Here is a 24,260-nt window from a genome sequence, read left to right on the forward strand (position 1 = left end):
CACCTTGCGGATGCTTTCTTCCAGCCTATCCGTTTGTTCTGCCGCAAGGATGGCTTGTACCAGAAACTCCTTGCGGCGGGCTGACGGCATCTGCTGCAGCAACACCCATGCGCGACGGTGTTGCGGGTCGTTGAGGTTCGGGCGGAAAACATACTGCGGTCGTTTCATGCCTCGCTTTTACGGCGCGACACGGCGGTCAACGCGCGTTCGAACCCTACTGCGTTCACCTTGTCGTCCAGCAGAAAGATTGTCTTACAAAGCCCGTCTTTGGGGCTGAGGTGGCGGCTCACCACCGATGCGCCGCCGCCTAATAGCACGGCGGGGATGGCGTGCAGGTCGAAGCCGGCTTCCATCGTGGCGGACAGCAGATGCTCTGTGTACTTGCGACCTTGTTTGTTTACAATGTCGCGCACCGTATCGCTGACCGTGCAGGGCTGACCTACCAGCATATTTTCGATTTGGGCATCCGTCAGCGACAGCCCGGTTTCGCGGCGCACCTGCTCACGGATGTCATCCACGCAGCGAATCATGCCGAGTTCCAAGCTGTGCGCAGTGTCAGCCGCAGGGATGGCGTTGTCGATGCGCATGAGGTCCACCGTCCACCCGCCGAGATCCATGAGGAGCATAGAGGGTTCATCCTGCAAAAGCCCCACTTCGGTCATAAGGGCGGCGTAGCCTTGTGGGAAGACAGCAACTTCCTCAATCGTAATGCTGTACGCCACGCCCTCGAACTTGTAGTTCACAGGCTGGTTGCTCCGCAGCAGATAATCTCTGAACTTGGGTTTGTCGCGTCCGAAACTCGTCAGCGGCAGACCCGCCGCAATGCGCACAGAACATTCGGGCGGCAAACCACGCTGCTGGATTTCTTTGGCGATGGCAGCCAGCGTCAGCAGGTAATAGTTGTCGTTCACGGTTTTATCCCGCTGGATAGGCTGCCGCCCGGTGCCGCAAACAAAAAAGCACCCTCCAAACTCTAAGAGTCCTTGGCGGGTGTAGGGTTCATGTTCTCCGTAGCTTGTAAGCCCTGCCGGGAACGAGCAGTGTGCTGTCTTGATGGCGTAGTAGCCGTGGTCGATACCGATAATGATGCTCATGAGAATTCCTCGCTTTCTTAAATGGGTATAAAATGGAAAACTTGAAAACAAAATGAAAACTGCCGGAAAAAACGAAAAATCCCCGCAACCAACAGGAAATTGGCTGCGGGGAAATTGAAAACATTCTGAAAACAGCAGGATTTATTCTGTTTTTTCTCAAAAAAATTGCCCCCTCCCCTGCCAAATTCCAAAAAACGGCAGAAAAAGTGGGCTTCAGGGTGGGCAAACCGCCCAAAAATGGTTGGACAACACTGTAAAACCGTGTTCAAAAATTGGTTGGCGAAATCGCCGATTTTCGACGCTACAACAAAGAAAAAAGACTGTGACATCTTTTTTATCACAGTCTTATGGTGGGAGCTGGTGGATTCGAACCACCGAAGCATTAAGCAGCAGATTTACAGTCTGTCCCCATTGGCCACTCGGGAAAGCTCCCATATTTGGTTTTGTGTCTGCCGTGTCTCCCGGCGACGTATGTTATTATAGCAAAGCAGATTCTAAATTGCAAGCCCTTTTTTAAATTTTTTTGCGATTTTTTCAAAAAAGTTTGTTTCCGTCGCAGCATCGTGTAAAAACTTTTCTTGACATCCGGTTTGGGTTAGCGTACATTTATAATATAGTATAAATACAGCATTGGGAGGTTTTACTATGGCGATTCGTGTTGGTATCCTTACTTCCGGCGGCGACTGCCCCGGCCTGAACGCCACCCTGCGCGGTGTGGCAAAGGCCCTTTATCACCGCATGGGCGACAAAGTCGAGATCGTCGGCATCATGAACGGCTACGACGGCCTGATCAACGGCAACTACCGTGAGATGTCCCCCGACGAGTTCTCCGGCATCCTGACCGTGGGCGGCACCATCCTGGGCACCAAGCGCACCCCCTTTAAAAAGATGCGCGTGGTCGAAGACGACAAGGTGGACAAGGTCGCCGCGATGAAGAAAAACTACCGCGCCGCCAAGCTGGACTGCCTGCTCTGCCTAGGCGGCAACGGCACCCACAAGACCGCGAACCTGCTCAGCCAGGAAGGGCTGAACATCATCGGCCTGCCTAAGACCATCGACAACGACATCTACGGCACCGACGTCACCTTCGGCTTCCACACTGCCGTGGACATTGCCACCGAGGTCATCGACCGCATCCACACCACGGCGGGCAGCCACAGCCGCGTGATGTGCATTGAGATCATGGGCAACAAGGCCGGCTGGCTGACGCTCTACGCCGGCATTGCGGGCGGCGCGGATATCATCCTGCTGCCCGAGCTGCCCTACGATATCAAGAAGGTCGCCGCCGCAGTCGAAAACCGTGCCAAGGCGGGCAAGAACTTTTCGATTTTGGCCGTGGCCGAGGGTGCGTTCTCGGTGGAAGAGGCCAAGATGAAGCGCAAGGAGTGGACCGCCAAGCGTGCCGAGGCCGGTTACACCACCGCCACCGCCCGCATTGCAAAGCAGGTGGAGGAGCTGACCGGTGCCGAGACCCGCATCTGCGTACCCGGCCACATGCAGCGCGGCGGCAGCCCCAGCGCCTACGACCGCGTGCTGGCGACCCAGTTTGGCTCCTACGCGGCCGGGCTGGTGGCGGACGAGCACTACGGCGTGACCGTCGCCATGGTCAACCGCCACGTCACCGCCAACCCGCTGGCCGACATTGCCGGTAAGACCCGCGGCGTGCCCGGCGACTGCGATATGCTGAACGTTGCCCGCGCTATGGGCATCAGCCTGGGCTGATTTTTCCGCAAAATATCCAATCCCCGCTCCTCTGCCGCCCGCGGCACAGGGAGCGGGGATTTTTACGTCTGCGGCGTTGCCGGGTCGTCGGGAACGCCGTCTCCTCCCCTACGGCACGCCAAAAGGCCGCCCCTTTGCCGGGGCGGCCTTGCATGGTTTCTGTGCTTATTCTTCCACGTACTCTTTCTTCAGCAGGCTCAAAATCAGCGCGCCCACCGCCGAACCGACGGCCAGGGCGACGACGTAGAGCAGGGCATGATCCACGACCGGGAACACGAAGATACCGCCGTGGGGTGCGCGCAGGGCGCAGCCGAACACCATCGAGAGCGAACCGGCCAGCGCCGAGCCGATGATGCAGCTGGGCAGCACACGCAGCGGGTCTGCTGCCGCATAGGGGATCGCTCCCTCGGAGACAAAGCAGAGACCCATGACATAGTTGACAATGCCGTTGCGGCGCTCGTCGGGGCTCCACTTTTTGGGGCAGAAGGTGGTGGACAGCGCGATGGCGATGGGCGGGACCATGCCGCCGACCATAACAGCCGCCATGACCTCGTAGTTGCCGGCAGCCAGCGCTGCCGTGCCAAACACATAAGCCGCCTTGTTGAAAGGGCCGCCCATGTCAATGCTCATCATACCCGCGACGATTGCGCCCAGCATCACCTTGGACGTGTCGCCCATGGCGTTCAGCCAGTCGGTCATGGCCGTGTTGATGATGCCCATGACCGGGTTGATGCCGCACATGACCAAACCAGTGACGAGGATACCGCCCAAGGGGTAAATCAGCATCGGGCGGATGCCGTTCAGGCTGACAGGCAGCTTCTCGGTGATTTTCTTGAGGAACTGCACAATGTAGCCCGCGGCGAAACCGGCCAGCAGCGCCGCCAGAAAACCGCCGGAAATTCCGGTGGTGTCACCGCTGGCAAGGCCCGCAAAGTTCGTGCCGTTCATGGCCAGCACGCCGCCCGCAAAGCCGACGGCCAGGCCCGGGCGGTCCGCAATGGACATGGCGATAAAACCTGCCAGAATCGGCAGCATATAGCCGAACGCCGCGTTGCCCACGGTCTTGAAGAAGGCCGCCACCGGCGTGTTCATGCCAAAGTTGGAAGGGTCAATGGTGTAATCGTCCAGCAAAAATGCCAGCGCGATCATGATGCCGCCGCCCACAACGAAGGGCAGCATATGCGATACACCGTTCATCAGATGCTTGTACAGGCTGTGACCAAGGCTGTCGCTCGCACCGCCTGCGCTCTGCTGGGCCTTGGCCCCGGCCTCGGCGCGGTAGATGGGCGCTTCGCCGTGAGCAATTTTCTTGATAAGCTCCTCCGGTTTGTGGATGCCGTCATCCACGCGGGCAAAAATGACCGGCTTGCCGTCAAAGCGGGCCGTCTCGACATTCTTGTCCGCCGCAATGATGATACCGTCGCAGGCGGCGATTTCCTCGGGCGTCAGCACGTTTTTCGCGCCGTCGGATCCGTTCGTTTCAACTTTCGTGGGCAGACCCAGCTTGTCCCCCATCTTGGTCAGGGCCTCGGCGGCCATGTAGGTGTGGGCAATGCCGTTGGGGCAGGCTGTGACGGCCAGCACGCGGTAGCCGCTCTGGGGGATTTCCTGCTGGGTAAAGCTTTCCTCGCCGAACTGGGCATCCTCCTGCGCGTCGATGGCGTCCAAAAATTCAGCGGGCGTCTTGGCGGCACGGAGCTTTTCGACAAAGTCGTCGTTCATCAGCATCTGCATCATGCGGGCCAGCATATCAATGTGCAGGCTGCCGTTTTCCGGCGCGGCAATGGCAAACAGCAGGTCGGTCTTGCCGTCGTCGTCAGGGTTGTACTGCACCGGTGCGCTCAAACGCAGGGCGGCCAGACTGGGGCGAGTCACGCAGGCCGTGCGGGCGTGCGGGACCGTGATGCCGTTGTCCACATAGGTGGAGGCTTCGGCTTCGCGGGCGTAGAGGGCCTTTTTGTAGGCGTCCTTGTCGGTGATGTTGCCGTGGGTGGCCTGCAGCTCCACGAGCTTGTCAAGGATAGCGGCCTGGTCGGGTGCCGCAACATCCAGCGCGATGGACTGCGCAGTGAACAGTTCCGTGATACGCATACGATTTGTCTCCTTCGTTTGTTTCTATTGAGGTGTAGGGGCCGGGCATACCCGGCCCTCGGCTTTATGGGAAATGCGCATTTATGGCTAAGTTGCGGGCCGCACGTCTTTGCAGGAGCGGATACTTGCATCGGCCCCTGCAAGTCACGGTCTACTCACATCGTCTTGAGCAGCTTATCAATATCCGCTTTTGTCGCCAGTCCCAGGCTGAACGCGGTGGCACTGCCGCAGGCGGTGCCGAGCTTGAGGGCTGCGGCGTAGTCACCGCCGCTCTGCTGATAACCGGCCACAAAACCGGCCACCATGCTGTCCCCCGCACCGACGCTGTTGACGACCTTGCCCTTCGGGCAGCCGATGCGGTGTACACCGCCCTGCTCGTCCAGCAACAGCGCACCGTCGCCCGCCATGCTGACCAGCACGTTGCGCGCCCCCTTCGCCTGCATCATCCTGGCGGCGGTGACGATCTCGTTATCGTTCGTCAGTTTGACGCCGGCGATCTCGCTCAGTTCGTGGTTGTTCGGCTTGATGAGGAACGGCTTATACCGCAGCACATTCACCAGCAAATCGCGGGTGGCGTCCACGACGGCACGGATGTCGCGGCCTTCCAGCCGGGCCAGGATGCGCTCATAGGTCGTCTGCGCCAGGCTGGCCGGGATGCTGCCCGCCAGAATCAGGATATCGCCCTTTTGCAGGCGATCGAGCTTTTCTTCCAACGCCTGCATGGCGCTTTCAGGGATGTCGGGGCCTGCGCCGTTCAGCTCGGTCTCCTGCCCGGCCTTGATCTTGACGTTGATGCGGGTCATGCCGTGGTCGAGATGGACGAAGTCGGTTTTCAGCCCCTGGGCGACCAGGCCGCGCTCCAGCCACGCACCGGTCTCCCCTGCCACAAAGCCGAGGACCACGCTCTCGCACCCCAGCTGCGCCAGCACACCGGACACGTTGATGCCCTTGCCGCCCAGCACGCAGTCTTCGCCTTTGGCGCGGTTCACGTCGCCGACGGCCAACTCACGGTCCAGCCGCACCACGTAATCGATGGCCGGATTGAAGGTCACTGTATAGATCATAGTTCCGTCTCCTTTACCAGTGTCAGCTGCTTGTATTTCGGTTCGGGGCAGCGGTTCGTCAGAATCGCGCCGCCGTAAAGTTCGCTGATGACCGCCGGGTAGACCCGCCCGAACTTGGAGTCATCCACGAGGAACCAGGTTTCCCGCGCACGGCGGGAGGCCATGGCCTTGACGGCAGCCTCCTCGGGGTCAGGGGTCGTGAAGCCTGCGCCCAGCGCCACGCCGTTGGCCCCCAGAAAGGCCTTCGTGAAGTTGAACTGCTGTAAACTCGTCAGTGCCGCCGCGCCGATGATGGCCTCGGTCTTGGGGCGCAGCAGACCGCCGGGCACGCAGACGTTGCAGCTTTTTTGCGCCAGCAGCCGCGCGTGGGCGATGCCGTTGGTGACGTAGTGGGCATCCAGCGCGGGGCCGCTGAGGGCACGGACCATAGCCAGCGTGGTGGAGCCTGCGTCGATGTAGACGAAATCCCCGGCGCGGACAAGGTCGGCTGCCGCCTGAGCGATGCTGCGCTTTTGGCCGACAGCCAGCGTTTCCTTTGCGGCCATCGTCGGCTCGTCAGCCAGGAATTGGCCGTCCGGCAGTGTTGCGCCGCCGTGGACCTTGTTCAAGCGGCCCTGCCGGTCAAGTTCGGTCAAATCTCGGCGGATCGTGGACTCGCTGGCGTTCAGCGCCTCGCAAAGCTCCTGCACGGTGGCGGTGCGTTTCTCCGCCAGCAGGTTTAAAATCAAGGCAAAGCGTTCTTCGGCTAACATGGGGTGTTGCTCCTTTCCCGGTCATTGTTTGACTGTTTTTGGTGATTTATGATGTTTTATGACTGGCTGTATCTGTATTATAGCAGATTCCCCGTCAAAATCAATCATTTTCAGTCATTTTCAATCGCCAAAAATCACGTGATAATTTTGTGCAGGATGTACAAAATAAAAAAGGCTTCCCCCAAGGGAGAAGCCTTTTTAAGTTGTATGTCAAATAAACTTCCCCGTCCTGCTCTCGGGGATCGCTTTAATCTCCGCAGGCGTCCCGGCCGCCACGATGCAGCCGCCCTCTTCCCCGCCGCCGGGGCCCATATCAATGATATAATCTGCGCTGCGGATGACATCCAGGTCGTGCTCAATGACAATGACCGTCGCGCCGTTCTCGATCAGCGTGCGGAACACCCCCAGCAGGGTGCGCACGTCCAGCGGGTGCAGGCCGATGGTCGGCTCGTCAAAGACGAACACCGTGTCGCCCTGGGCCTTGCCCATCTCGCTGGCCAATTTCAGCCGCTGGGCCTCGCCGCCGGAAAGGCTCGGCGTTTCCTCGCCCAGGGTCAGGTAGCCAAGGCCCAAGTCTTGCAGCACTTTTAAACGCTGTGTCACCAATTTTAAGTCTGTGCAAGCCGTCAGCGCCGTGTTGATGTCCATATCCATCAGCTCGGGCAGTGTGTAGGCCCCGCCATGCTTATTCTCGTGGTAGACGGCGTCGGCCTCCGGCGCATAGCGAGAGCCGCGGCAGGCCGTGCAGGGGATCTCCACGTCGGGCAAAAACTGCACGTCCAGGCTGATGGTGCCTGTGCCGTCGCAGACCGGGCAGCGCAGTTTGCCCGTGTTGTAGGAGAAATCGCCCGCCTTGTACCCCAGCCGCTTGGCGTCCGGCGTGCGGGCAAAGACCTTGCGCAGCTCGTCGTGGACATTGGCGTAGGTCGCCACGGTGGAGCGGACGTTGATGCCGATAGGCGTTGCATCAATGAGCTTTACCTGCCCGATACCCACGGCCTGCACATCTTTGACGTGGGCAGGCAGGGCCGCGCCGCTGGTTTTGGCCGCCAGCGCCGGGACAAGGCTTTCCAAAATCAACGTTGTCTTGCCCGACCCGGACACGCCGGTCACGACGGTCAGGCGGCCTTTCGGGATATCTACTTCCAGCGGCTTGACCGTGTGGATGGTGCCGGTGGAAAGGTGGATGCGCCCCTCGGCAAACAGTTCCTCGGCGGGGCGGTTTTGGGGCGTCACGCTCCCTTGCCCGCCCAAAAACGGCCCGATCTGTGACGCGGCGTTGGCAGTCAGCTCGGGCACGGTGCCCTGGGCAATGATACGCCCGCCGCCTGCACCGGCCTCGGGGCCCATCTCGATGATGTAGTCCGATTCTGCCAACACCTGGGTGTCGTGGTCGACAAGGACGACCGAGTTGCCGTCGGCAATCAGGTCGTGCATGACGCCGTTCAGGCCGACGATGTTCGAGGGGTGCAGCCCGATGGATGGCTCATCCAGCACGTACAGCACGCCGGTGGTGCGGTTGCGAACGGCGCGGGCCAGCTGCATGCGCTGGCGTTCCCCGGTGGAGAGCGTCGCGGACGCGCGGTCCAGCGTCAGGTAGCCCAGCCCCAAATCCAGCAGCCGCTTCGCGCCGACGCGGAAGGACTCGCAGATGCTCTCGGCCATGGGGCGCATTTCAGGCGGCAGGCTGGCGGGTACGCCGTCCACCCAGTCGCACAGGGCGGTCAGCGTCATTTTGCAGGCCTCGTCCAGGCCGATGCCCCGCAGTTTTGGCGCACGAGCGGCCTCCGACAGGCGCGAACCGCCGCAGTCAGGGCAGGTGTCCACCCGCAGGAATTTCTCCACCCGCTTCATGCCCTTCTCGTCCTTGACTTTGGCGAGGGCGTTCTCAACGGTGTAGACGGCGTTAAAGTAGGTAAAGTCCAGCTCGCCCGCCTCGGGGGTGCTTTTTGCCTTGTAGAAGATGTGCTTTTTCTCGGCCGGACCGTTAAAAACAATGTCTTTCTCTTTGTCTGTCAGTTCACGGAACGGTACGTCTGTGCGCACCCCCATGGCGCGGCAGACATCGGTCATCAGGCTCCACATCAGGCTGTTCCACGGTGCGACGGCCCCCTCGTCGATGGTCAGAGAATCGTCAGGCACAAGGGTGGCCCGGTCCACGGTGCGCACCATGCCGGTGCCATCACAGGTGCGGCAAGCGCCCTGGCTGTTGAAGGCAAGTTCCTCTGCCGACGGCGCACGGACGCGTGCGCCGCACTCCGGGCAGTAAATCGGCTGCTCGGCGGCAACGTTCAGCGTCGGCGGGATGTAATGGCCGTTCGGGCAGCGGTGGCTCGCCAGGCGGGAGAACATCAGGCGCAGACTGTTCAAGAGTTCCGTTCCGGTGCCGAAGGTGCTGCGGATGCCGGGCACACCGGGCCGCTGGTGCAGCGCCAGCGCGGCAGGCACGTAGAGAACTTCATCGACCTGGGCCTTGGCGGCCTGGGTCATGCGGCGGCGGGTGTAGGTGGACAGGGCATCCAGGTAGCGTCGCGAACCCTCGGCGTAGAGCACGCCCAGTGCCAGCGACGACTTGCCCGACCCGGACACGCCCGCAATGCCGACGATTTTATTCAGCGGCACATCGACGTCGATGTTTTTTAAGTTATGCACCCGCGCCCCGCGGATTTGGATAGTGTTTATCATGGGATTCCTCGTTCTGCAAATTGTAGGGGCGGCCATTGGCCGCCCTACACGAATAGTTCAATCACAAACACCAGTACACAGCAGATCACCGATACCGGGAACAGCCCTGCGCCGCACCAGGCGGCGAAGATGCCTGCCGCCAGTGCCGCCGCGCCGGAAATGGGCGTCTGGGTCGCCTCAATGATGGCCGGGAAGGTCATGACCGCCAGCGTCACATAGGGCACGTAGTACAAGAACGACTGGATGAATTGGTTTTTGATGGGCTTGCGGATCAGCGTCAGCGGCAAAATGCGGATGGTGTAGGACACCGCGAACATGACCGCTATATAAATGTAGTTATTCATGGTCTGCCTCCTGCTTGACCGGGAACAGCACCGCAGCTGCCGCCGAGATGACCACCGTTAAAATAATGGTCCGCGTGCCGCCGGACAATGCCGAGATGCCGGGCAGATACTCACAGGCGAAGCTCAGCACAAAGCTGATGACCACCAGCGCCGCCACAATGCGGTTTTTGCGGGCCGGCGGGATGATGATAGCCAAAAACATACCGTACAGCGCCACGCTCAGCGCACTGACAACCCGCAGCGGCAGCGCATTGCCCGCGATAATGCCCAGCGCCGTGCCGATGGCCCAGGCGGGCGCGGCCAGCAGGATCGCGCCGTAGGTGTAGTAGGGGTTCAAGTACCCGGGCCGCGCGATGGTAATGCCGAACAGCTCGTCGGTCACATCATACCCGATGAGCAGCCGATGAAAAAACGGCGTCTCGGGCGAGAACCGCTGGGCCAGGGCGCAGCTCATCAAGAGATACCGCGCGTTCGCGATCAGCGTAATGACCGCGACCTCCCAATAGGTCGCCTTAGCGGCGATCAGGGTGAACGCCGCATACTCCCCCGCCGAAGCGTTATTGAGGATGCTGGCTAAAAAGCCCTGCACCGGGGTCAGCCCCGCATTGCGTGCCGCAATGCCCAGCGAGAACGCGACGGCAAAATACCCCAAGGCAATGGGGAACCCGTCTCGCATACCGTCACAGAACACCTTGCGGCTGAATTTTGTAGATTGTTCCATATTCCTGTATCTTCCTTTCACCGCGTTTTATTATAACGCAGATGCGCAGGAAAAGAAAGAGGGCGGGCCGGATGTCCGCCGCAGAATTTTTATGAGCTTTGCAATATTGCCCCCAGGATATATCGTAAGTATAATAGATGTGATACTTGAAAAAAGGAGTTCTCCCCATGTCCCGCGATGCCATCAAATATATTGCCATGCTCACCATGCTTATCAACCACATTGCCAATGTGTTTCTGCCCGCCGGGATGTGGTATACCAATTTGTGCCTTTACATTGGCTATTTTACCGCCGTGACAATGTGCTATTTCCTCGTCGAGGGGTACGGTTACACCCGCTCCAAACGCAAATACGCCGGGCGGCTGCTGGGGTTTGCTGTACTGGCACAGCTGCCCTACCAGCTGGCTTTCCCGGAAAATGGCATTGCGGGCTTTGTGCAGTTCAATATGCTGTTCACCCTGCTGCTCTGCTTTCTGGTGCTGCTGGCGCAGGAAAGAATCCACGACCGCGTGCTGCGCGGGGCGGCCATTGTGTTGTTGATTTGCACGTCGCTCTTCTGCGATTGGGCGCTGCTGGCCCCGGTGTTCACACTGCTGTTTATTTGGGCGCGGGATTCCCGCCCGCGCAAGCAGATTGCCTTTGCCGCGGCGGCAGTGCTCTATGGCGGCATGGCAGGCCTTGGCAGCGGCTCACTGGCGGAAACCGTCGGCTGCGCGGTGCCCATCCTCGCTGCCGGGTTCGTCATCCTCTACCTTTACAATGGGCAGCGTGCCCGGCGGGGGCGCAGCTTTTCCAAGTGGTTCTTCTATACGTTTTACCCGGCACACCTGCTGGTGCTGGGGCTGATCCGCATCCTTGCGTGAATTTTGCCGTATGCTTTGCCGCATACGGCTTTTTTGTTCGGTTTTGTTCAGGGTTTTGTTCAGATTTTCAGGCCCTGCTTGCAACTTGCCCGCCAAACAACTATAATGGTTATATGTAACTTTGCATAAAAATCCCCCACAGGGAGTTGAAGATATGAAAAAGAGAAACGACCAGAATGTCATTGTAAAACGGGCAGTTCTCGTCTTTATCCTCATGTTTCTTGTGTTGCTGGCGGCGTTGGCATTTTTCACCCGCAGCATCGTCATGCGCGAACAGCTCAAGGCGTCCTACACGGCGGAGGCCACCGTCGCCAATGTGGAGGCCCAGCTCAACCGCTACCTGGCGGAGTCCGAGCTGCTGAAAAGCATCGTTGAGTCCGGGTATGAAATCAGTGACAGCGATTTTGCCGCACTGTCCAAGCTTATGTACAACGAGGACGGCATTATCAAGGCCGTAGAGCTGGCCCCGAACGGCGTCGTGCGCAGCGTTTACCCGAAGGCGAGCAACGCCGACGTCCTGGGGCTGAATATGCTCCGGCACCCCGAGCGCAAAGTTGAAGCCAGCCTTGCCAAGGAGAGCGGCCAGTACACGATTGCCGGGCCGTTTCAGCTGGTGCAGGGCGGCACCGGCGCACTGCTGTTCGATCCTATCTACACCACCGGCGCGGACGGCAGCCAAAAATACTGGGGCTTCTCCGTCCTGGTGCTGGACTGGGAGAGCTTTCTCGATGAAATCCAAATCGACAAATTACAGGATGCCTCCTACGAGTACCTGATTTGGAAGGAGGGCCACAACGGTGAGCGGATCGTCATTGCCCAGGGCGACCGCCCCGTGGGACCGAACACACTGGAAGTTGCCTGCGCCGTGCCCAACGATACCTGGTATTTTGAGATACGCCCGGCCACGGGCTGGATCACCCCGACCCAGGAAGCCTTTGATGTGCTTTTGCTGCTGGTGCTGCCCGCGCTGGCCGCAGCCGGCTACTGGCAGTTTGAACTGCGCCGCTACAAGGACGCCGTCCACGCCGCCGAGCTGGAAAAGGCCGCACGGGAGGCACAGGCCGCCAACGTTGCCAAAACGCGGTTCCTTTTTAATATGAGCCATGACATCCGCACCCCGATGAACGCCATCATTGGCTATGCAGGGCTACTGGCAGCCCACCTGGACGAGCGGGATCGTGCGCTGGATTATCTGGGAAAAATACGTTCGTCCAGCGATTTCCTGCTCTCCCTCATTAACTATGTGCTGGAAATGGCCCGCATTGAGAGCGGCAAGGCTGCCTTGAAGCTTGAGCCGTCTGACATCAACGAGCTTGCCGCCTCGCTGAAAGCCGTGTTTGACCCACTGGCCGACGAAAAGCACATCACCACCACCTGCACCATCGATATCCAACATCCCTATGTGCGCAGCGACCAAACGAAGGTACGCGAAATTTTCTTAAATATCATCAGCAACGCCATCAAGTACACACCCGAGGGCGGCCGCGTCGATTTCACCATGACCGAACTGCCCGGCGAAACGCCCGGCACCGTGCGTTACAAGGCTGTCGTGCAGGATGACGGCATCGGTATGAGTGCGGAATATCTCCCCCACCTGTTTGAGGAGTTTTCTCGTGAGCACACCAGCACCGAGAGCCGCGTCATCGGCACCGGCCTGGGCCTGCCCATCGTCAAGTCGCTCGTCCAGCTCATGGGCGGTACCATCGATGTCGAGAGCACTGTTGGTAAGGGTTCGACCTTCACGGTTGTTATCCCCTTCCCTGTCATCAGCAAAGAAGAGCTGATCCAGCAGCGCGAGCAGCCCGCCGACCCCGCCGCTGGGCTGGCAGGAAAGCACCTGCTGCTGGCCGAGGACAACGACCTAAACGCCGAGATCGCGCTGACGATCCTGCAGGAGAACGGCATGATCGTTAACCGCGCTGAGGACGGTATCCGCTGCCTGGAGCTTTTGGGTGCAAAACCCGCCGGGTACTACGACGCCGTGCTCATGGATATCCAGATGCCCCGCATGGACGGCTACCAGGCAGCGCAGGCCATCCGCGCTTTGCCTGATGCCCGGTCCACCGTGCCCATCATCGCCATGACGGCCAACGCCTTTGAAGAAGATAAGCAACGCGCGTTTGACGCCGGCATGAATGACCATATCTCCAAACCCATCAGCGTGAACGCCCTGTTGGCCGCACTGCGGAAAAATCTGAAATAACTTGCAGAGAGGAAATTTTCCCCCGGGAAAAACATTTTTTGCCGACCAAAAGCCCATCACCTTTGCCGAGTACCTGAAATATGAATACGACAGGGCCGCTTTTTTGTTGAGCCAGGGCTTGACGCCCGCGCCGCTTGTGTATTATAATAAGTAAGTTATAAGAACGAGGTGTTGCGCAGTTGGTAGCGCGCGTGGTTTGGGACCACGAGGCCGCAGGTTCGAGTCCTGTCACCTCGACCAAAACCACCCAGAAACGTTTGTTTCCGGGTGGTCTTTTTGTATTATACCGCATTTTTTACCGCGCTGCATACAGATACGCGCCTTTGCTGTCCAGCTATTCAAGTATATGTTCTTCTACGCTGCCACGCTGCAAAGCCTGTGCCCCTGTATACGTGGTGCTGCATAACCTCACCATGGAAGCGATACCCTGCCGAGTTGCCCCTGGCAGGGTATTTTTCTGTTGTCTTTTCCCCGCAAAAACGCTATAATAATCTCAAATTTCGGAATATTCGGGAGGGAATCTTTATGGGAAAGGTCAGGCACTGTCTGCGCAGCGCGGCGGGGTATCTGGCGGTGTGCGCCAAGTGGCTGGTGCTGGCGGCGCTGGTGGGGTGTGTTGTCGGGCCGCTGGGTGCAGCGTTCGGACTGGCGCTGAACTGGGCCAACGCCACCCGCGCGGCCCAGCCGTGGCTGCTGTACCTGCTGCCCATCGCGGGCCTGGTCATCGTGTTTTTGTACAGCCACTTCGACCCCGACGGCGGCGGTTCCACCAATCAGGTGTTCGTCTCGGTGCGGGAGCACAAGCCCATGACGCTGCGCACCGCGCCGCTGATCTTTGCTTCCACTGTCATGACCCACCTGTTCGGCGGTTCCAGCGGGCGCGAGGGCGCGGCCCTGCTGCTGGGCGGGTCAGTGTCCGGGCAGATCGGCAAGGTGTTTCACTTGGAAAACCGAGACTGCCGTTTAATGACGATGTGCGGCATGGCGGGCGCGTTCTCGGCCATCTTCGGCACGCCGCTGGCGGCCACCATCTTCACGCTGGAAGTCGTGGATGTCGGCTCGATGCAGTACGCGGCCCTTCTCCCCTGCCTGGTTTCGGCACTGCTGGGCGTTTTTATCAGCGGGCAGATGGGCCATGCGCCGGAATCCTTCGTTTTGAAAGCCGAGGTCGCCGCCACACCGCTGAACCTGGTGCGGGTCATCCTTTTGGGGGCTCTGCTGGCGGCGCTGAGCATATTTTTCTGTGAGCTGCTCCACACCGCGCCCAAGCTCTACAAAAAATTTCTGCCCAACGCCTATCTGCGCGTTGCGGCGGGCGGCGTGCTGATTCTGGCGCTGACAAAGCTGCTCGGCACGACCGACTACAACGGCGCCGGTGCCGCCGTCATCGAGGCCGCCATCAACGGCGAGGCCGTGCCGTATGCGTTCCTGCTAAAAATGCTGTTCACCGCGCTGACCCTGGGTGCAGGTTTCAAGGGCGGCGAGATCGTGCCCATCTTCTTCACCGGGGCGACGTTCGGCTGTGTAGCTGCGCCGCTGCTGGGTCTGCCGCCGCAGCTGGGCGCGTCGCTGGGTATGGTGGCGCTTTTTTGCGGTTGCACCAACAGCCCGCTGGCGTCCATCTGCCTGGCGATTGAAGTATTCGGCGGGCAGTGCATTGCGCTGTTTGCGCTGGCCTGTGCGGTGTCGTACATGCTGTCCAGCTATTTCAGCCTCTACCGTGAGCAGCACTTTCTGCACTCCAAGCTGCGCATTGTGGGCGTGCAGCGGGTCCATGGCCGCTGGTCCGAGACGGATGCCAAGCATTTTACCACAAACGATGACGGCGAAAATTAGTTGCGGGAACGCTGTTTCCATGGTATAATTAAGTGTTATGGAGGAATGGGCGTTTATGAGTAGACTTGCACTGGAAAAGCACTGCTGGGCGGAGATCGATCTGACAGCATTGCGCAGCAATTTTGAATATATCCACCGCGCGGTAGGCGGCGATATCTGTGCCGTTGTCAAGGCCGACGCTTACGGCCACGGCGACACGACCATCGCCCACGTCTTGCAGCAGGCCGGTGCGGCGGCGTTTGCCGTCAGCAGCCTGGGCGAGGGACGGCACCTGCGCCGCAGCGGCATCACAAAACCGATTTTGATTCTGGGCTTTGCTGACCCGTCCTATGCGGCAGTGTTGGCAGAAAATGACATAGCCACGGCCTGTTTTTCTACCGAGTACGCGCAGGCACTCTCCGCTGCCGCCGTCAAGGCGGGCGTACAAGCCAAGGTACACCTGAAAATCGACACCGGCATGGGCCGCATTGGCTTTGCGGTGCGTTCCGGGTTTGATGAAACTATCCACGAGCTGGAAGCCCTGTACACCCTGCCGGGGCTGGATATCTGCGGCGTGTTCCAGCATTTTGCCGTGGCGGACAGCAACACCCCTGCGGACACCGCCTACACCGACGAGCAGTATGCGCTGTTTGCCAGGGTGGTAGCGCGTTTGCAGGCCGATGGCTTTGCCACCGGCACCGTACACTGTGCCAACTCGGCCGCGCAGCTGCGCCACCCCGAGTGGCGGCACGATATGACCCGCGCGGGCATCATTTTGTACGGGCTTGACCCCAGCGACGACGTCCGCTTTCCTGCCCTGCAGCCGGTCATGTCGCTGAAATGCGTTGTGACCTTTGTCAAGGACTTGCAGCCCGGCCAGAGCGTGAGCTATGGGCGCACTTTCACAGCCGAGCGCCCGATGCGCGTTGCCACGGTCTGCGTGGGCTACGCCGACGGCTACCCCCGCCGTTTGTCCGGCGGGCTTGGCGTCATGAACATACACGGCCACGCTGCCCCCGTGGTGGGCCGCGTCTGCATGGATCAGACTATGCTCGATGTAACGGACATTCCTGATGTCAAGATGGGCGACGAGGTCACAGTCTTTGGCCCGGGCGGCGGCGACACCGCCGACACCATTGCGGCCAAGACCCAGACCATCAACTACGAAATTGTCTGCGGGCTGGCGCGCCGCGTGCCCCGCGTATACAAAGAGAACGGCAAGATCTGCGAGATCTGGAACGATTTGGAGGAAACCTGATGGCCCGCAAAAACATCCGCAACTTCTGCATTATCGCACACATCGACCACGGCAAATCCACCCTGTCCGACCGTATGCTGGAGCTGACCGACAGCGTTGACAAGCGCACGATGACCGACCAGGTGCTGGACGACATGGACATTGAAAAAGAGCGCGGCATCACCATCAAGGCCCGCGCCGTGACGATGCGCTATAAGGCCGACGACGGCGAGACCTACGAGTTCAACCTCATCGACACTCCGGGCCATGTTGACTTCCAGTACGAGGTCAGCCGCAGCCTGGCCGCCTGCGAGGGTGCAGTGCTGGTCGTGGACGCCAGCCAGGGCGTGGAGGCCCAGACGCTGGCAAACTGCTACCTGGCGCTGGACCACAACCTGGAAGTCGTACCGATTTTGAATAAGATCGACCTGCCCAGCGCCGACCCGGACGCCGTGGCGAAGGAGGTCGAGGACGTCATCGGCCTGCCCTGCATGGAGGCCCCGCGCGTGTCCGCCAAGCTGGGCATCGGCGTTAAGGACGTTTTGGAGTGCGTCGTGCGGGACGTGCCCGCCCCCACCGGCGACCCGACGCTGCCGCTGAAAGCGCTGATCTTCGACTCCATCTACGACAGCTATAAGGGCGTCATCGTCTATGTGCGCATCTTTGAGGGCACCGTCAAGCCCGGTGACACCATCCGCCTGATGAGTACCGGCGCAGAGTTCCAGCTGGTGGAGGTCGGCCACATGGGCGCGACCCAGATGACCCCCTGCGACAAATTGGAGGCCGGCGAGGTCGGCTACCTGACTGCCAGCATCAAGACTGTGCGCGACACCCGCGTCGGCGATACCGTGACGCTGGCCGCCAACCCGACGGCCGAGCCGATGCCCGGTTTCCGCACCGTGACGCCGATGGTTTTCTGCGGCATCTACCCTGCCGACGGCGCGGACTACCCCGATCTGAAAGACGCGCTGGAAAAATTGCAGCTGAACGACGCGAGCCTGACCTTTGAGCCGGAGACGAGTGCCGCGCTGGGCTTCGGCTTCCGCTGTGGGTTCCTCGGCCTGCTCCACATGGAAATTATCACGGAGCGGTTGGAGCGCGAGTTCGATCTGGACCTCATCACCACGACGCCGGGCGTTCAGTACCGCCTGACGCTGACTGACGGCACGGTGGAGATCATCGACAACCCCTCCGCCTACCCTGATCCGACCCGCATCGTCAAACAGGAGGAGCCGTTTGTCAATGCCCACATTTACACGCCGAACGATTATGTCGGCCCGCTGATGGACCTGTGCCAGACGAAGCGCGGCGTGCTGGTAGACATGAAGTACATGGACGAAACGCGCGTTGACCTGCATTATCAGCTTCCGCTGGGTGAGATTGTCTATGACTTCTTCGACGCCATCAAATCCCGCAGCCGCGGCTACGCCAGCTATGACTATGAGTGGGAAGGCTGGCACGAGAGCAAGCTGGTTCGTCTGGACTTTTTGCTCAATGGCGAGGTCGTGGATGCCCTGTCGATGATCGTGTTTGCGGACAACGCCTACGCCAAGGGCCGCCGCATCTGCGAAAAATTGAAGGAGAACATTCCCCGCGCACTGTTTGAAATTCCTGTGCAGGCGGCCGTGGGCGGCAAGGTCATTGCCCGCGAGACAGTCAAGGCCATGCGCAAGGACGTGTTGGCCAAGTGCTACGGCGGCGACATCACCCGCAAAAAGAAGCTGCTGGAAAAGCAGAAGGAAGGCAAAAAGAAAATGCGCCAGCTGGGCAGCGTGACCCTGCCGAGCGAAGCGTTTACAGCGGTGCTGAAACTGGATTCGGATTCGTAACGGGGGTTTTGTTCCTTCTTTGCAAAGAAGGAACCGAAGAAATTCCAAACAAAATATTCGTAGGGGAGGGATTTATCCCTCCCCTACTTATTATCCCGCCGCGCCCTGCAAATTTTGCCACTCTGTAGGGGCCGCACATGTGCGGCCCGCAGCTTTTCGGCAAAATTGATTTTGCGGGAAGGCCGCGGGCCGGGCATGCCCGGCCCCTACAATGCCGCAAAATAAAATCGGGTATCCATCCAAACGATGGATACCCGATTTTGTTGTTATGCGGTAATTACATCAGGCTGCGGTACAGTGCTTTGATTTCCTCGACGTTCGTGTCGCGGGGGTTGCCGGGGCAACAGGCATCGGCAAAGGCGGACTCGGCCAGGAACTGGACATCCTCTTCCTTCAGAATACCCTTCAGGTCAGCGGGAATGCCGACGTCAGCAGAGAGCTTCTTGACCTCGGCGATCGTTGCGTCGGCGGCCTCGGTGTCGTTCATCTCGTCGATGCCCTTCACGCCCATGGCCTTGCCGACGGCGCGGTAACGCTCTCCTGCAACGGTCTTGTTGTATTCCAGGCCGGTGGGCAGGATGATGGCGCAGGCAACGCCGTGGGGGGTGTCATACAGGGCAGACAGACCGTGGGCCATGCTGTGCACGATGCCCAGACCAACGTTGGAGAAGCCCATACCGGCAATGTACTGGCCCAGGGCCATGCCCTCGCGGCCCTCCGGGGTGTTCTGCACAGCGCCGCGCAGGTTTTCGGCGATCAGCTTGATGGCCTCGAGGTGGAACATATCGGAGATGGTGCAGTGGCCCTTGGTGATGTAGCCCTCGATCGCGTGGGTCAGGGCGTCCATGCCGGTGGCAGCGGTCAGGCCCTTGGGCATGCTGGACATCATATCGGGGTCAACCACGGCGATCTCAGGGATATCGTTGGTGTCCACGCAGACGAACTTGCGCTTCTTCTCCACGTCGGTGATGACGTAGTTGATGGTGACTTCGGCCGCAGTGCCTGCGGTGGTGGGCACAGCAATAGTAAAGACGGCGTGCTTCTTGGTGGGGGCAACGCCCTCCAGGCTGCGGACGTCGGCAAACTCAGGGTTATTGATGATGATGCCGATAGCCTTGGCGGTGTCCATGGAAGAACCGCCGCCGATGGTCACGATGCAGTCAGCCTCGGCAGCCTGGAAAGCCGCCACGCCGTCCTGCACGTTCTTGATGGTGGGGTTGGGCTTGATCTCGCTGTACAGGGCATAGGCAAAACCGGCAGCCTCCAGCAGGTCGGTGACTTTCTTGGTGACGCCGAACTTGACCAGATCAGGGTCAGAGCAGACGAAAGCCTTTTTGTAGCCGCGGGCGGTCAGTTCGGGAACGATGTTCTCGATAGCGCCGTGGCCGTGGTAAGAGATAGAGTTCAAAACAATACGATCTGCCATAGAATATTCTCTCCTTTAAACATATCGGCTTTGGGCCGATGATTTCCATATTCTACGGTTATTATACCACCGCCATTTTCACAGTACAATCCAAAAAAGTGGCGCAAAGTTTGTGAAAAGTGTACAAGGCCTGTCCTTAGGCCCTGCTGTACCGGTTCAGCGTCATCGAAATCGTCAGGTTGATTTTGCTGACCTGCATCATGTGGCGGGAAAATGCCGGCAGCGTGCTGTCTTTTTTCGTGCCGCCCCATTCCAGCAGTTCTTCCGGTTTTTTCATGGGTTTGCCAAGGGACAAAAAAAGGCTTCCCCCTCGGGGGAAGCCGGCCGCGAGGCGGACTGATGAGGGGCAGCTTTGCCGCTGTCGCCCGTTTATGGGACTGCTGCGGCCAGTTCTCCCCTCATCCGGCCCTGCGGGGCCACCTTCGCCCCCAAGGGAGAAGGCTTGGGGGGTCACGCCTCTTCTTTTTCTTTCTGTGCCTTGATGACCTTCAGGCGGCTGAACTCCTCGCGTTCGCGTTCGCTCAGGACCTCGTCGATGGACTTGATGGTCTTTTGCATCTGGGGTATCTGCACGTTGCCCAGGGCGTTGGCGCGCTTCTGGGTCTTTTGGATGGCCTCGGCCAGGCGGATAACGCTTGTCTCGACCTCGGCCAACTCGACGGTCAGGGTCTTGACCTCATTGAATTTGAGGTAGGCCACATCGATGGTGCCGTTTGTCGATTCCAGATCGTAGTACAGCCCCAGCGGCGAGGTGGTGTTCAGCTTGAGGGTGGGCAGCTCGACGCCCATAACGCTGCGGGTGCTGAGCTGCACGCCGCGTTCCACCGGCACACCGGCCGCATAGCCGCCGACAGAGCCCAACATGATATTGGCCTTTTTCAGGGCCTCGTAGGCCTCGGCATAGGCCGCGCTGATGCGGTCCTGGATGCCCGCCGCGCGGTCGATCAGCTGCATCATTTCTCGCACAAGGATATTGCGCTTGCGGTCCATCAGGTCATAGCCCTGGGTCGCCAGCGCCAGGCTGCGCTTCGTCGCCATCAGGTTTGATTTTGTGGGAAAAACCTGCTGTGCCATTGGGTACTCCTTTTATACTGCTTTGGCTTCCCCTTCGGGGGAAGCTGTCACCGAAGGTGACTGATGAGGGCCGAGTGTGCCATTATCACCCGTCTACGGGCATTTCCCGCACGCTCTCCCCTCATCCGCCCCTGCAGGGCACCTTCTCCCCCATGGGGAGAAGGCTTTGGGGTTACTTTTTACTGATTCTCGCCTTCGCCGGCTCGTAATACTTATCCAGCGTCTCGGCGTCGCAGCGATCCAGCGCATTGCGCGGCAGGGTCGCCAGCAGCTCCCAGCCGAGGTCAAGCGTCTGCTCCATCGTGCGGTCGGTGTTGCCCTGGCCGATGAACTCCTGCTCGAACGCACGGCCAAAGGCCATCAGCTGCTTGTCGCTCTGGGACAGTTCTTCCTCGCCGATGACGCTTGCCAGCGCCTTGGCGTCCTGCACCTTAGCGTAGCAGGCAAACAGCTGGTTGGACAGCGTGACATGATCCTCACGCGTGTAGCCCGCACCGATGCCGTCCTTCATCAGACGGGACAGGCTGGGCAGCACAGAAACCGGCGGATACAGGCCGATGGCATCCATGCCGCGGTCCAGCACGATCTGGCCCTCGGTGATGTAGCCGGTCAGGTCGGGGATGGGGTGCGTGATATCGTCGCCAGGCATCGTCAGGATCGGAATCTGCGTCACAGAACCCTTGCTGCCCTTGATGATACCGGCGCGCTCGTACAGGCTCGCCAGGTCAGAATACAGGTAGCCGGGGAAGCCTTTTCGGCCGGGAATCTCGCCCTTGGAGGACGAGAACTCGCGCAGGGCCTCGCAGTAGCTTGTCATATCGGTCAGGATGACCAGGACGTTCTTGCCCAGATCAAAGGCCAGATACTCGGCCACAGTCAGCGCAGCGCGCGGGGTGATGATACGCTCGATGATGGGGTCGTTTGCCAGGTTCAGCAGCATGACAACGCGCTCCATCGCACCGCAGCTCTCGAAGCTCTCACGGAAGTACGAGGCAACGTCGTTCTTGACGCCCATGGCGGCAAAGACGATGGCAAAGTCCGAACCGTCGGCCACGCTGGCCTGCTTGACGATCTGGACAGCCAGCTCGTTATGCTTCATGCCGGAGCCGGAGAAGATCGGCAGCTTCTGGCCGCGAATCAGCGTGGCAAGGCAGTCGATGGACGAGATACCGGTGTGGATGTAGTTGCGGGGGTAAACGCGGCTGACCGGGTTGATGGGCGCGCCGTTGACGTCGCGGCGGGCCACCGGGTAGATATCGCCCAAGCCGTCAATGGGGCGGCCCAGGCCGTCCAGCACGCGGCCCAGCAGTTCGGGGCTCAAATCCATCATCATCGGGTGGCCGGTCATAACCGTGCGGTTGTTGACCAGGCTCAGACCGCGGGTCCCCTCGAACACCTGGATAACGCAGCGGTCGCCGTCCACACGGACAACACGCCCCACGCGGGTGGAGCCGTCGTCGAGGTGCAGCTCGACCATTTCATCATACTGCACGCCCTTGACGTCGTCCAGCACGACCAGACTGCCGTTGATTTGGGAAAGTCCGATATGTTCCAGAATCATGTTATTCCCTCCTCATCAGCCCTGGACCACGGCGGCCAGCTTGGTATCGATGGCTTTTTGCAGCTCGTCCAGCTTGGTAAAGTCGTCGTTGGGCACGGTATATTTCATCTGCACCAGCTCGTCAAACAGGCCGGTAGCCAGCAGACGGCTGACCGGCACCTGCTTGGCGACGAGCGCGGCGCACTTGTCGTACAGATACAAAATGGTTTCCATCATCTTCAGCTGCTTTTCCAGCGGGACATAGGTATCCACGGCGTGGAAAGCGTTCTGCTGCAAGAAGCCTACGCGGATAACGCGGGCGATCTCGATGGTCAATTTCTGGTCGTCGGGCAGCACGTCCGAGCCGATTAGCTTGACGATCTGCATGAGGTTGTTCTCCTGCAAAAGCAGGTTGGCGATGCGCTCACGGCAGGACATGAAGTCGTGGCCGACATTATCATAGTACCAGCCGCCGAGGTCACCCAAATACTCGCTGTAGGAGTCGTTCCAGTTGATGGCCGGGTAGTGGCGGGCATAGGCCAGGGACTTATCCAGCGCCCAGAAGCAGCGAGTGAAGCGCTTGGTGTTCTGGGTGACAGGCTCGGAGAAGTCGTTGCCCTGCGGGCTGACTGCACCGATGACCGAGACGGAACCTTCTGCGCCGTTCAGCGTCTTGACATAACCGGCGCGCTCGTAGAACTCCGCCAGGCGGCTGGGCAGGTACGCAGGATAGCCCTCATCGGCGGGCATTTCCTCCAGACGGCCGCTGATCTCACGCAGAGCCTCGGCCCAGCGGGAGGTGGAGTCAGCCATCATGGCGGCGTGGTAGCCCATGTCGCGGTAATACTCGGCCAGCGTAATGCCGGTGTAGATGGACGCCTCACGCGCAGCAACAGGCATGTTGGACGTGTTGGCAATCAGCACGGTACGATCCATCAGGCTCTTGCCAGTGCGGGGGTCGACCAGTTCGCTGAACTCCTGCAGCGCCTGGGTCATCTCGTTGCCGCGTTCGCCGCAGCCGACATAGATGATGATATCGGCGTCACACCACTTTGCGATCTGGTGCTGGGTCATCGTTTTGCCGGTGCCGAAGCCGCCGGGGATGGCCGCCGCACCGCCCTTGGCCAGCGGGAACATCGTATCAATGACGCGCTGGCCGGTAATCAGCGGCCGGGGCGAGGTCATGCGCTCGGCCGACGGACGCGGGGTGCGGATGGGCCACTTCTGACACAAGGTCAGCGTGTGTTCCTTGCCCTTGGCGTCGGTCAGCTTTACAATGGGTGAATGGACGGTGTAGCTGCCGTTAGCGGCGACCCAGGTCACGGTGCCGGAAATCGTCGGCGGCACCATACAGCGGTGCTGGATGGCGGGCGTCTCCGGGCAGGTAGCGTAGATTTGGCCGGGGGTCAGGGTGTCCCCTGCCTTGACGGTCACGGTCACGTCCCACTTGGCGCTCTCGTCCAAGGACGGCTCATGGGCACCGCGCTCGATAAAGCTGCCCATGTGCTGCTCAATGGCGGGCAGCGGGCGCTGGATACCGTCATAGATGTTGCGCAGGATGCCAGGGCCGAGGGTGACGGACAGCGGGCCGCCCGTGCTCTCGACAGGCTCGCCTGCTTTCAGGCCGCCGGTCTCCTCATAGACCTGGATCGTGGTTTCCTTGTCGTTCATGCGGATGACCTCGCCCACAAGGCGGGCGTTGCCCACATAGACCATTTCCATCATTTCCAGGTCGGTTTTGCCCTTGATGGTGACAACGGGGCCGTTGATGCTGTAAATTTTATTTTCCATGGCTTTGCC

At 60.0% G+C, this 24,260-nt stretch carries 18 protein-coding genes and 2 tRNA genes; 7 read left to right on the forward strand and 13 right to left on the reverse strand.

Going from position 1 to position 24,260, the window contains the following annotated elements:
• Positions 1-164: 164 nt before the first annotated feature.
• Both ACZO0A_RS07490 and ACZO0A_RS07495 read right to left on the reverse strand, forming a co-directional pair.
• Positions 165-1,094 carry a ParM/StbA family protein gene (locus ACZO0A_RS07490; RefSeq protein ID WP_302376193.1) on the reverse strand — a complete coding sequence of 310 codons (930 nt, stop codon included), beginning with the start codon at positions 1,092-1,094 and terminating at the stop codon, positions 165-167.
• A 348-nt stretch (positions 1,095-1,442) separates the two neighbouring features.
• Positions 1,443-1,527 (reverse strand) — tRNA-Tyr (locus tag ACZO0A_RS07495).
• 212 nt (positions 1,528-1,739) lie between these two features.
• On the opposite strand from ACZO0A_RS07495, the gene ACZO0A_RS07500 reads away from it, so the two are divergent.
• On the forward strand, positions 1,740-2,816 hold the full coding sequence (locus ACZO0A_RS07500) for a 6-phosphofructokinase (protein ID WP_215692181.1): 1,077 nt from the start codon (positions 1,740-1,742) through the stop codon (positions 2,814-2,816).
• Between the two features lie 165 nt (positions 2,817-2,981).
• On the opposite strand, the gene ACZO0A_RS07505 is transcribed toward ACZO0A_RS07500, so the two are convergent.
• The 6 genes from ACZO0A_RS07505 to ACZO0A_RS07530 all read right to left on the reverse strand — a co-directional run bounded on the left by ACZO0A_RS07505 (position 2,982) and on the right by ACZO0A_RS07530 (position 10,473).
• Positions 2,982-4,907 (reverse strand): PTS fructose transporter subunit IIABC, encoded by a 1,926-nt coding sequence (locus ACZO0A_RS07505; protein ID WP_302376191.1) that lies wholly within the window; start codon positions 4,905-4,907, stop codon positions 2,982-2,984.
• 155 nt (positions 4,908-5,062) lie between these two features.
• Positions 5,063-5,971: a 1-phosphofructokinase gene (gene pfkB, locus ACZO0A_RS07510; protein ID WP_302376189.1), complete on the reverse strand. Its 909-nt coding sequence runs from the start codon at positions 5,969-5,971 to the stop codon at positions 5,063-5,065.
• Positions 5,968-6,723 (reverse strand): DeoR/GlpR family DNA-binding transcription regulator, encoded by a 756-nt coding sequence (locus tag ACZO0A_RS07515; RefSeq protein ID WP_215692184.1) that lies wholly within the window; start codon positions 6,721-6,723, stop codon positions 5,968-5,970. The genes pfkB and ACZO0A_RS07515 overlap by 4 nt, the downstream gene beginning before the upstream one ends.
• 210 nt (positions 6,724-6,933) lie before the next feature.
• Entirely contained in the window at positions 6,934-9,408 is a 2,475-nt protein-coding gene (locus ACZO0A_RS07520; protein ID WP_302376186.1) for an excinuclease ABC subunit UvrA, read from the reverse strand.
• A 44-nt stretch (positions 9,409-9,452) separates the two neighbouring features.
• A complete protein-coding gene (locus ACZO0A_RS07525) occupies positions 9,453-9,752 on the reverse strand; it encodes an AzlD domain-containing protein (protein WP_291231645.1) in 300 nt (99 codons plus the stop codon).
• The gene (locus tag ACZO0A_RS07530) at positions 9,745-10,473 is read right to left on the reverse strand and encodes an AzlC family ABC transporter permease (RefSeq protein WP_302376185.1); all 729 of its coding nucleotides are present in this window, start codon (positions 10,471-10,473) and stop codon (positions 9,745-9,747) included. Before ACZO0A_RS07530 ends, ACZO0A_RS07525 begins: the two co-directional genes overlap by 8 nt.
• Before the next feature lie 167 nt (positions 10,474-10,640).
• Between ACZO0A_RS07530 and ACZO0A_RS07535 the strand changes: the two genes are divergently transcribed.
• The 6 genes from ACZO0A_RS07535 to lepA all read left to right on the forward strand — a co-directional run bounded on the left by ACZO0A_RS07535 (position 10,641) and on the right by lepA (position 18,420).
• Positions 10,641-11,336, forward strand: coding sequence for a TraX family protein (locus ACZO0A_RS07535; protein WP_302376183.1), 696 nt, complete (start codon positions 10,641-10,643; stop codon positions 11,334-11,336).
• Positions 11,337-11,490: 154 nt separating this feature from the next.
• The gene (locus ACZO0A_RS07540; protein ID WP_302376182.1) at positions 11,491-13,539 is read left to right on the forward strand and encodes a sensor histidine kinase; all 2,049 of its coding nucleotides are present in this window, start codon (positions 11,491-11,493) and stop codon (positions 13,537-13,539) included.
• 164 nt (positions 13,540-13,703) lie between these two features.
• Positions 13,704-13,779 (forward strand) — tRNA-Pro (locus tag ACZO0A_RS07545).
• 285 nt (positions 13,780-14,064) lie between these two features.
• Positions 14,065-15,375 carry a chloride channel protein gene (locus ACZO0A_RS07550; RefSeq protein WP_302376181.1) on the forward strand — a complete coding sequence of 437 codons (1,311 nt, stop codon included), beginning with the start codon at positions 14,065-14,067 and terminating at the stop codon, positions 15,373-15,375.
• 55 nt (positions 15,376-15,430) lie between these two features.
• Positions 15,431-16,612 carry an alanine racemase gene (gene alr / locus ACZO0A_RS07555; protein WP_302371284.1) on the forward strand — a complete coding sequence of 394 codons (1,182 nt, stop codon included), beginning with the start codon at positions 15,431-15,433 and terminating at the stop codon, positions 16,610-16,612.
• A complete protein-coding gene (gene lepA, locus ACZO0A_RS07560) occupies positions 16,612-18,420 on the forward strand; it encodes a translation elongation factor 4 (RefSeq protein WP_215692192.1) in 1,809 nt (602 codons plus the stop codon). The genes alr and lepA overlap by 1 nt, the downstream gene beginning before the upstream one ends.
• A gap of 277 nt (positions 18,421-18,697) precedes the next feature.
• Here the strand turns inward: lepA and fucO are convergent, their stop codons facing one another.
• From fucO to ACZO0A_RS07585, 5 genes are all read right to left on the reverse strand, one after another.
• Positions 18,698-19,846 carry a lactaldehyde reductase gene (gene fucO / locus ACZO0A_RS07565; protein WP_302376179.1) on the reverse strand — a complete coding sequence of 383 codons (1,149 nt, stop codon included), beginning with the start codon at positions 19,844-19,846 and terminating at the stop codon, positions 18,698-18,700.
• A 136-nt stretch (positions 19,847-19,982) separates the two neighbouring features.
• A complete protein-coding gene (locus tag ACZO0A_RS07570; protein ID WP_294719438.1) occupies positions 19,983-20,141 on the reverse strand; it encodes a C2H2-type zinc finger protein in 159 nt (52 codons plus the stop codon).
• A 155-nt stretch (positions 20,142-20,296) separates the two neighbouring features.
• Positions 20,297-20,920 (reverse strand): V-type ATP synthase subunit D, encoded by a 624-nt coding sequence (locus ACZO0A_RS07575; protein WP_215692195.1) that lies wholly within the window; start codon positions 20,918-20,920, stop codon positions 20,297-20,299.
• A 172-nt stretch (positions 20,921-21,092) separates the two neighbouring features.
• A complete protein-coding gene (locus tag ACZO0A_RS07580; protein ID WP_215692196.1) occupies positions 21,093-22,481 on the reverse strand; it encodes a V-type ATP synthase subunit B in 1,389 nt (462 codons plus the stop codon).
• Between the two features lie 15 nt (positions 22,482-22,496).
• A complete protein-coding gene (locus ACZO0A_RS07585) occupies positions 22,497-24,251 on the reverse strand; it encodes a V-type ATP synthase subunit A (protein WP_302376177.1) in 1,755 nt (584 codons plus the stop codon).
• Positions 24,252-24,260 lie beyond the last annotated feature (9 nt).

The organism is Gemmiger sp. (genome assembly GCF_057431175.1).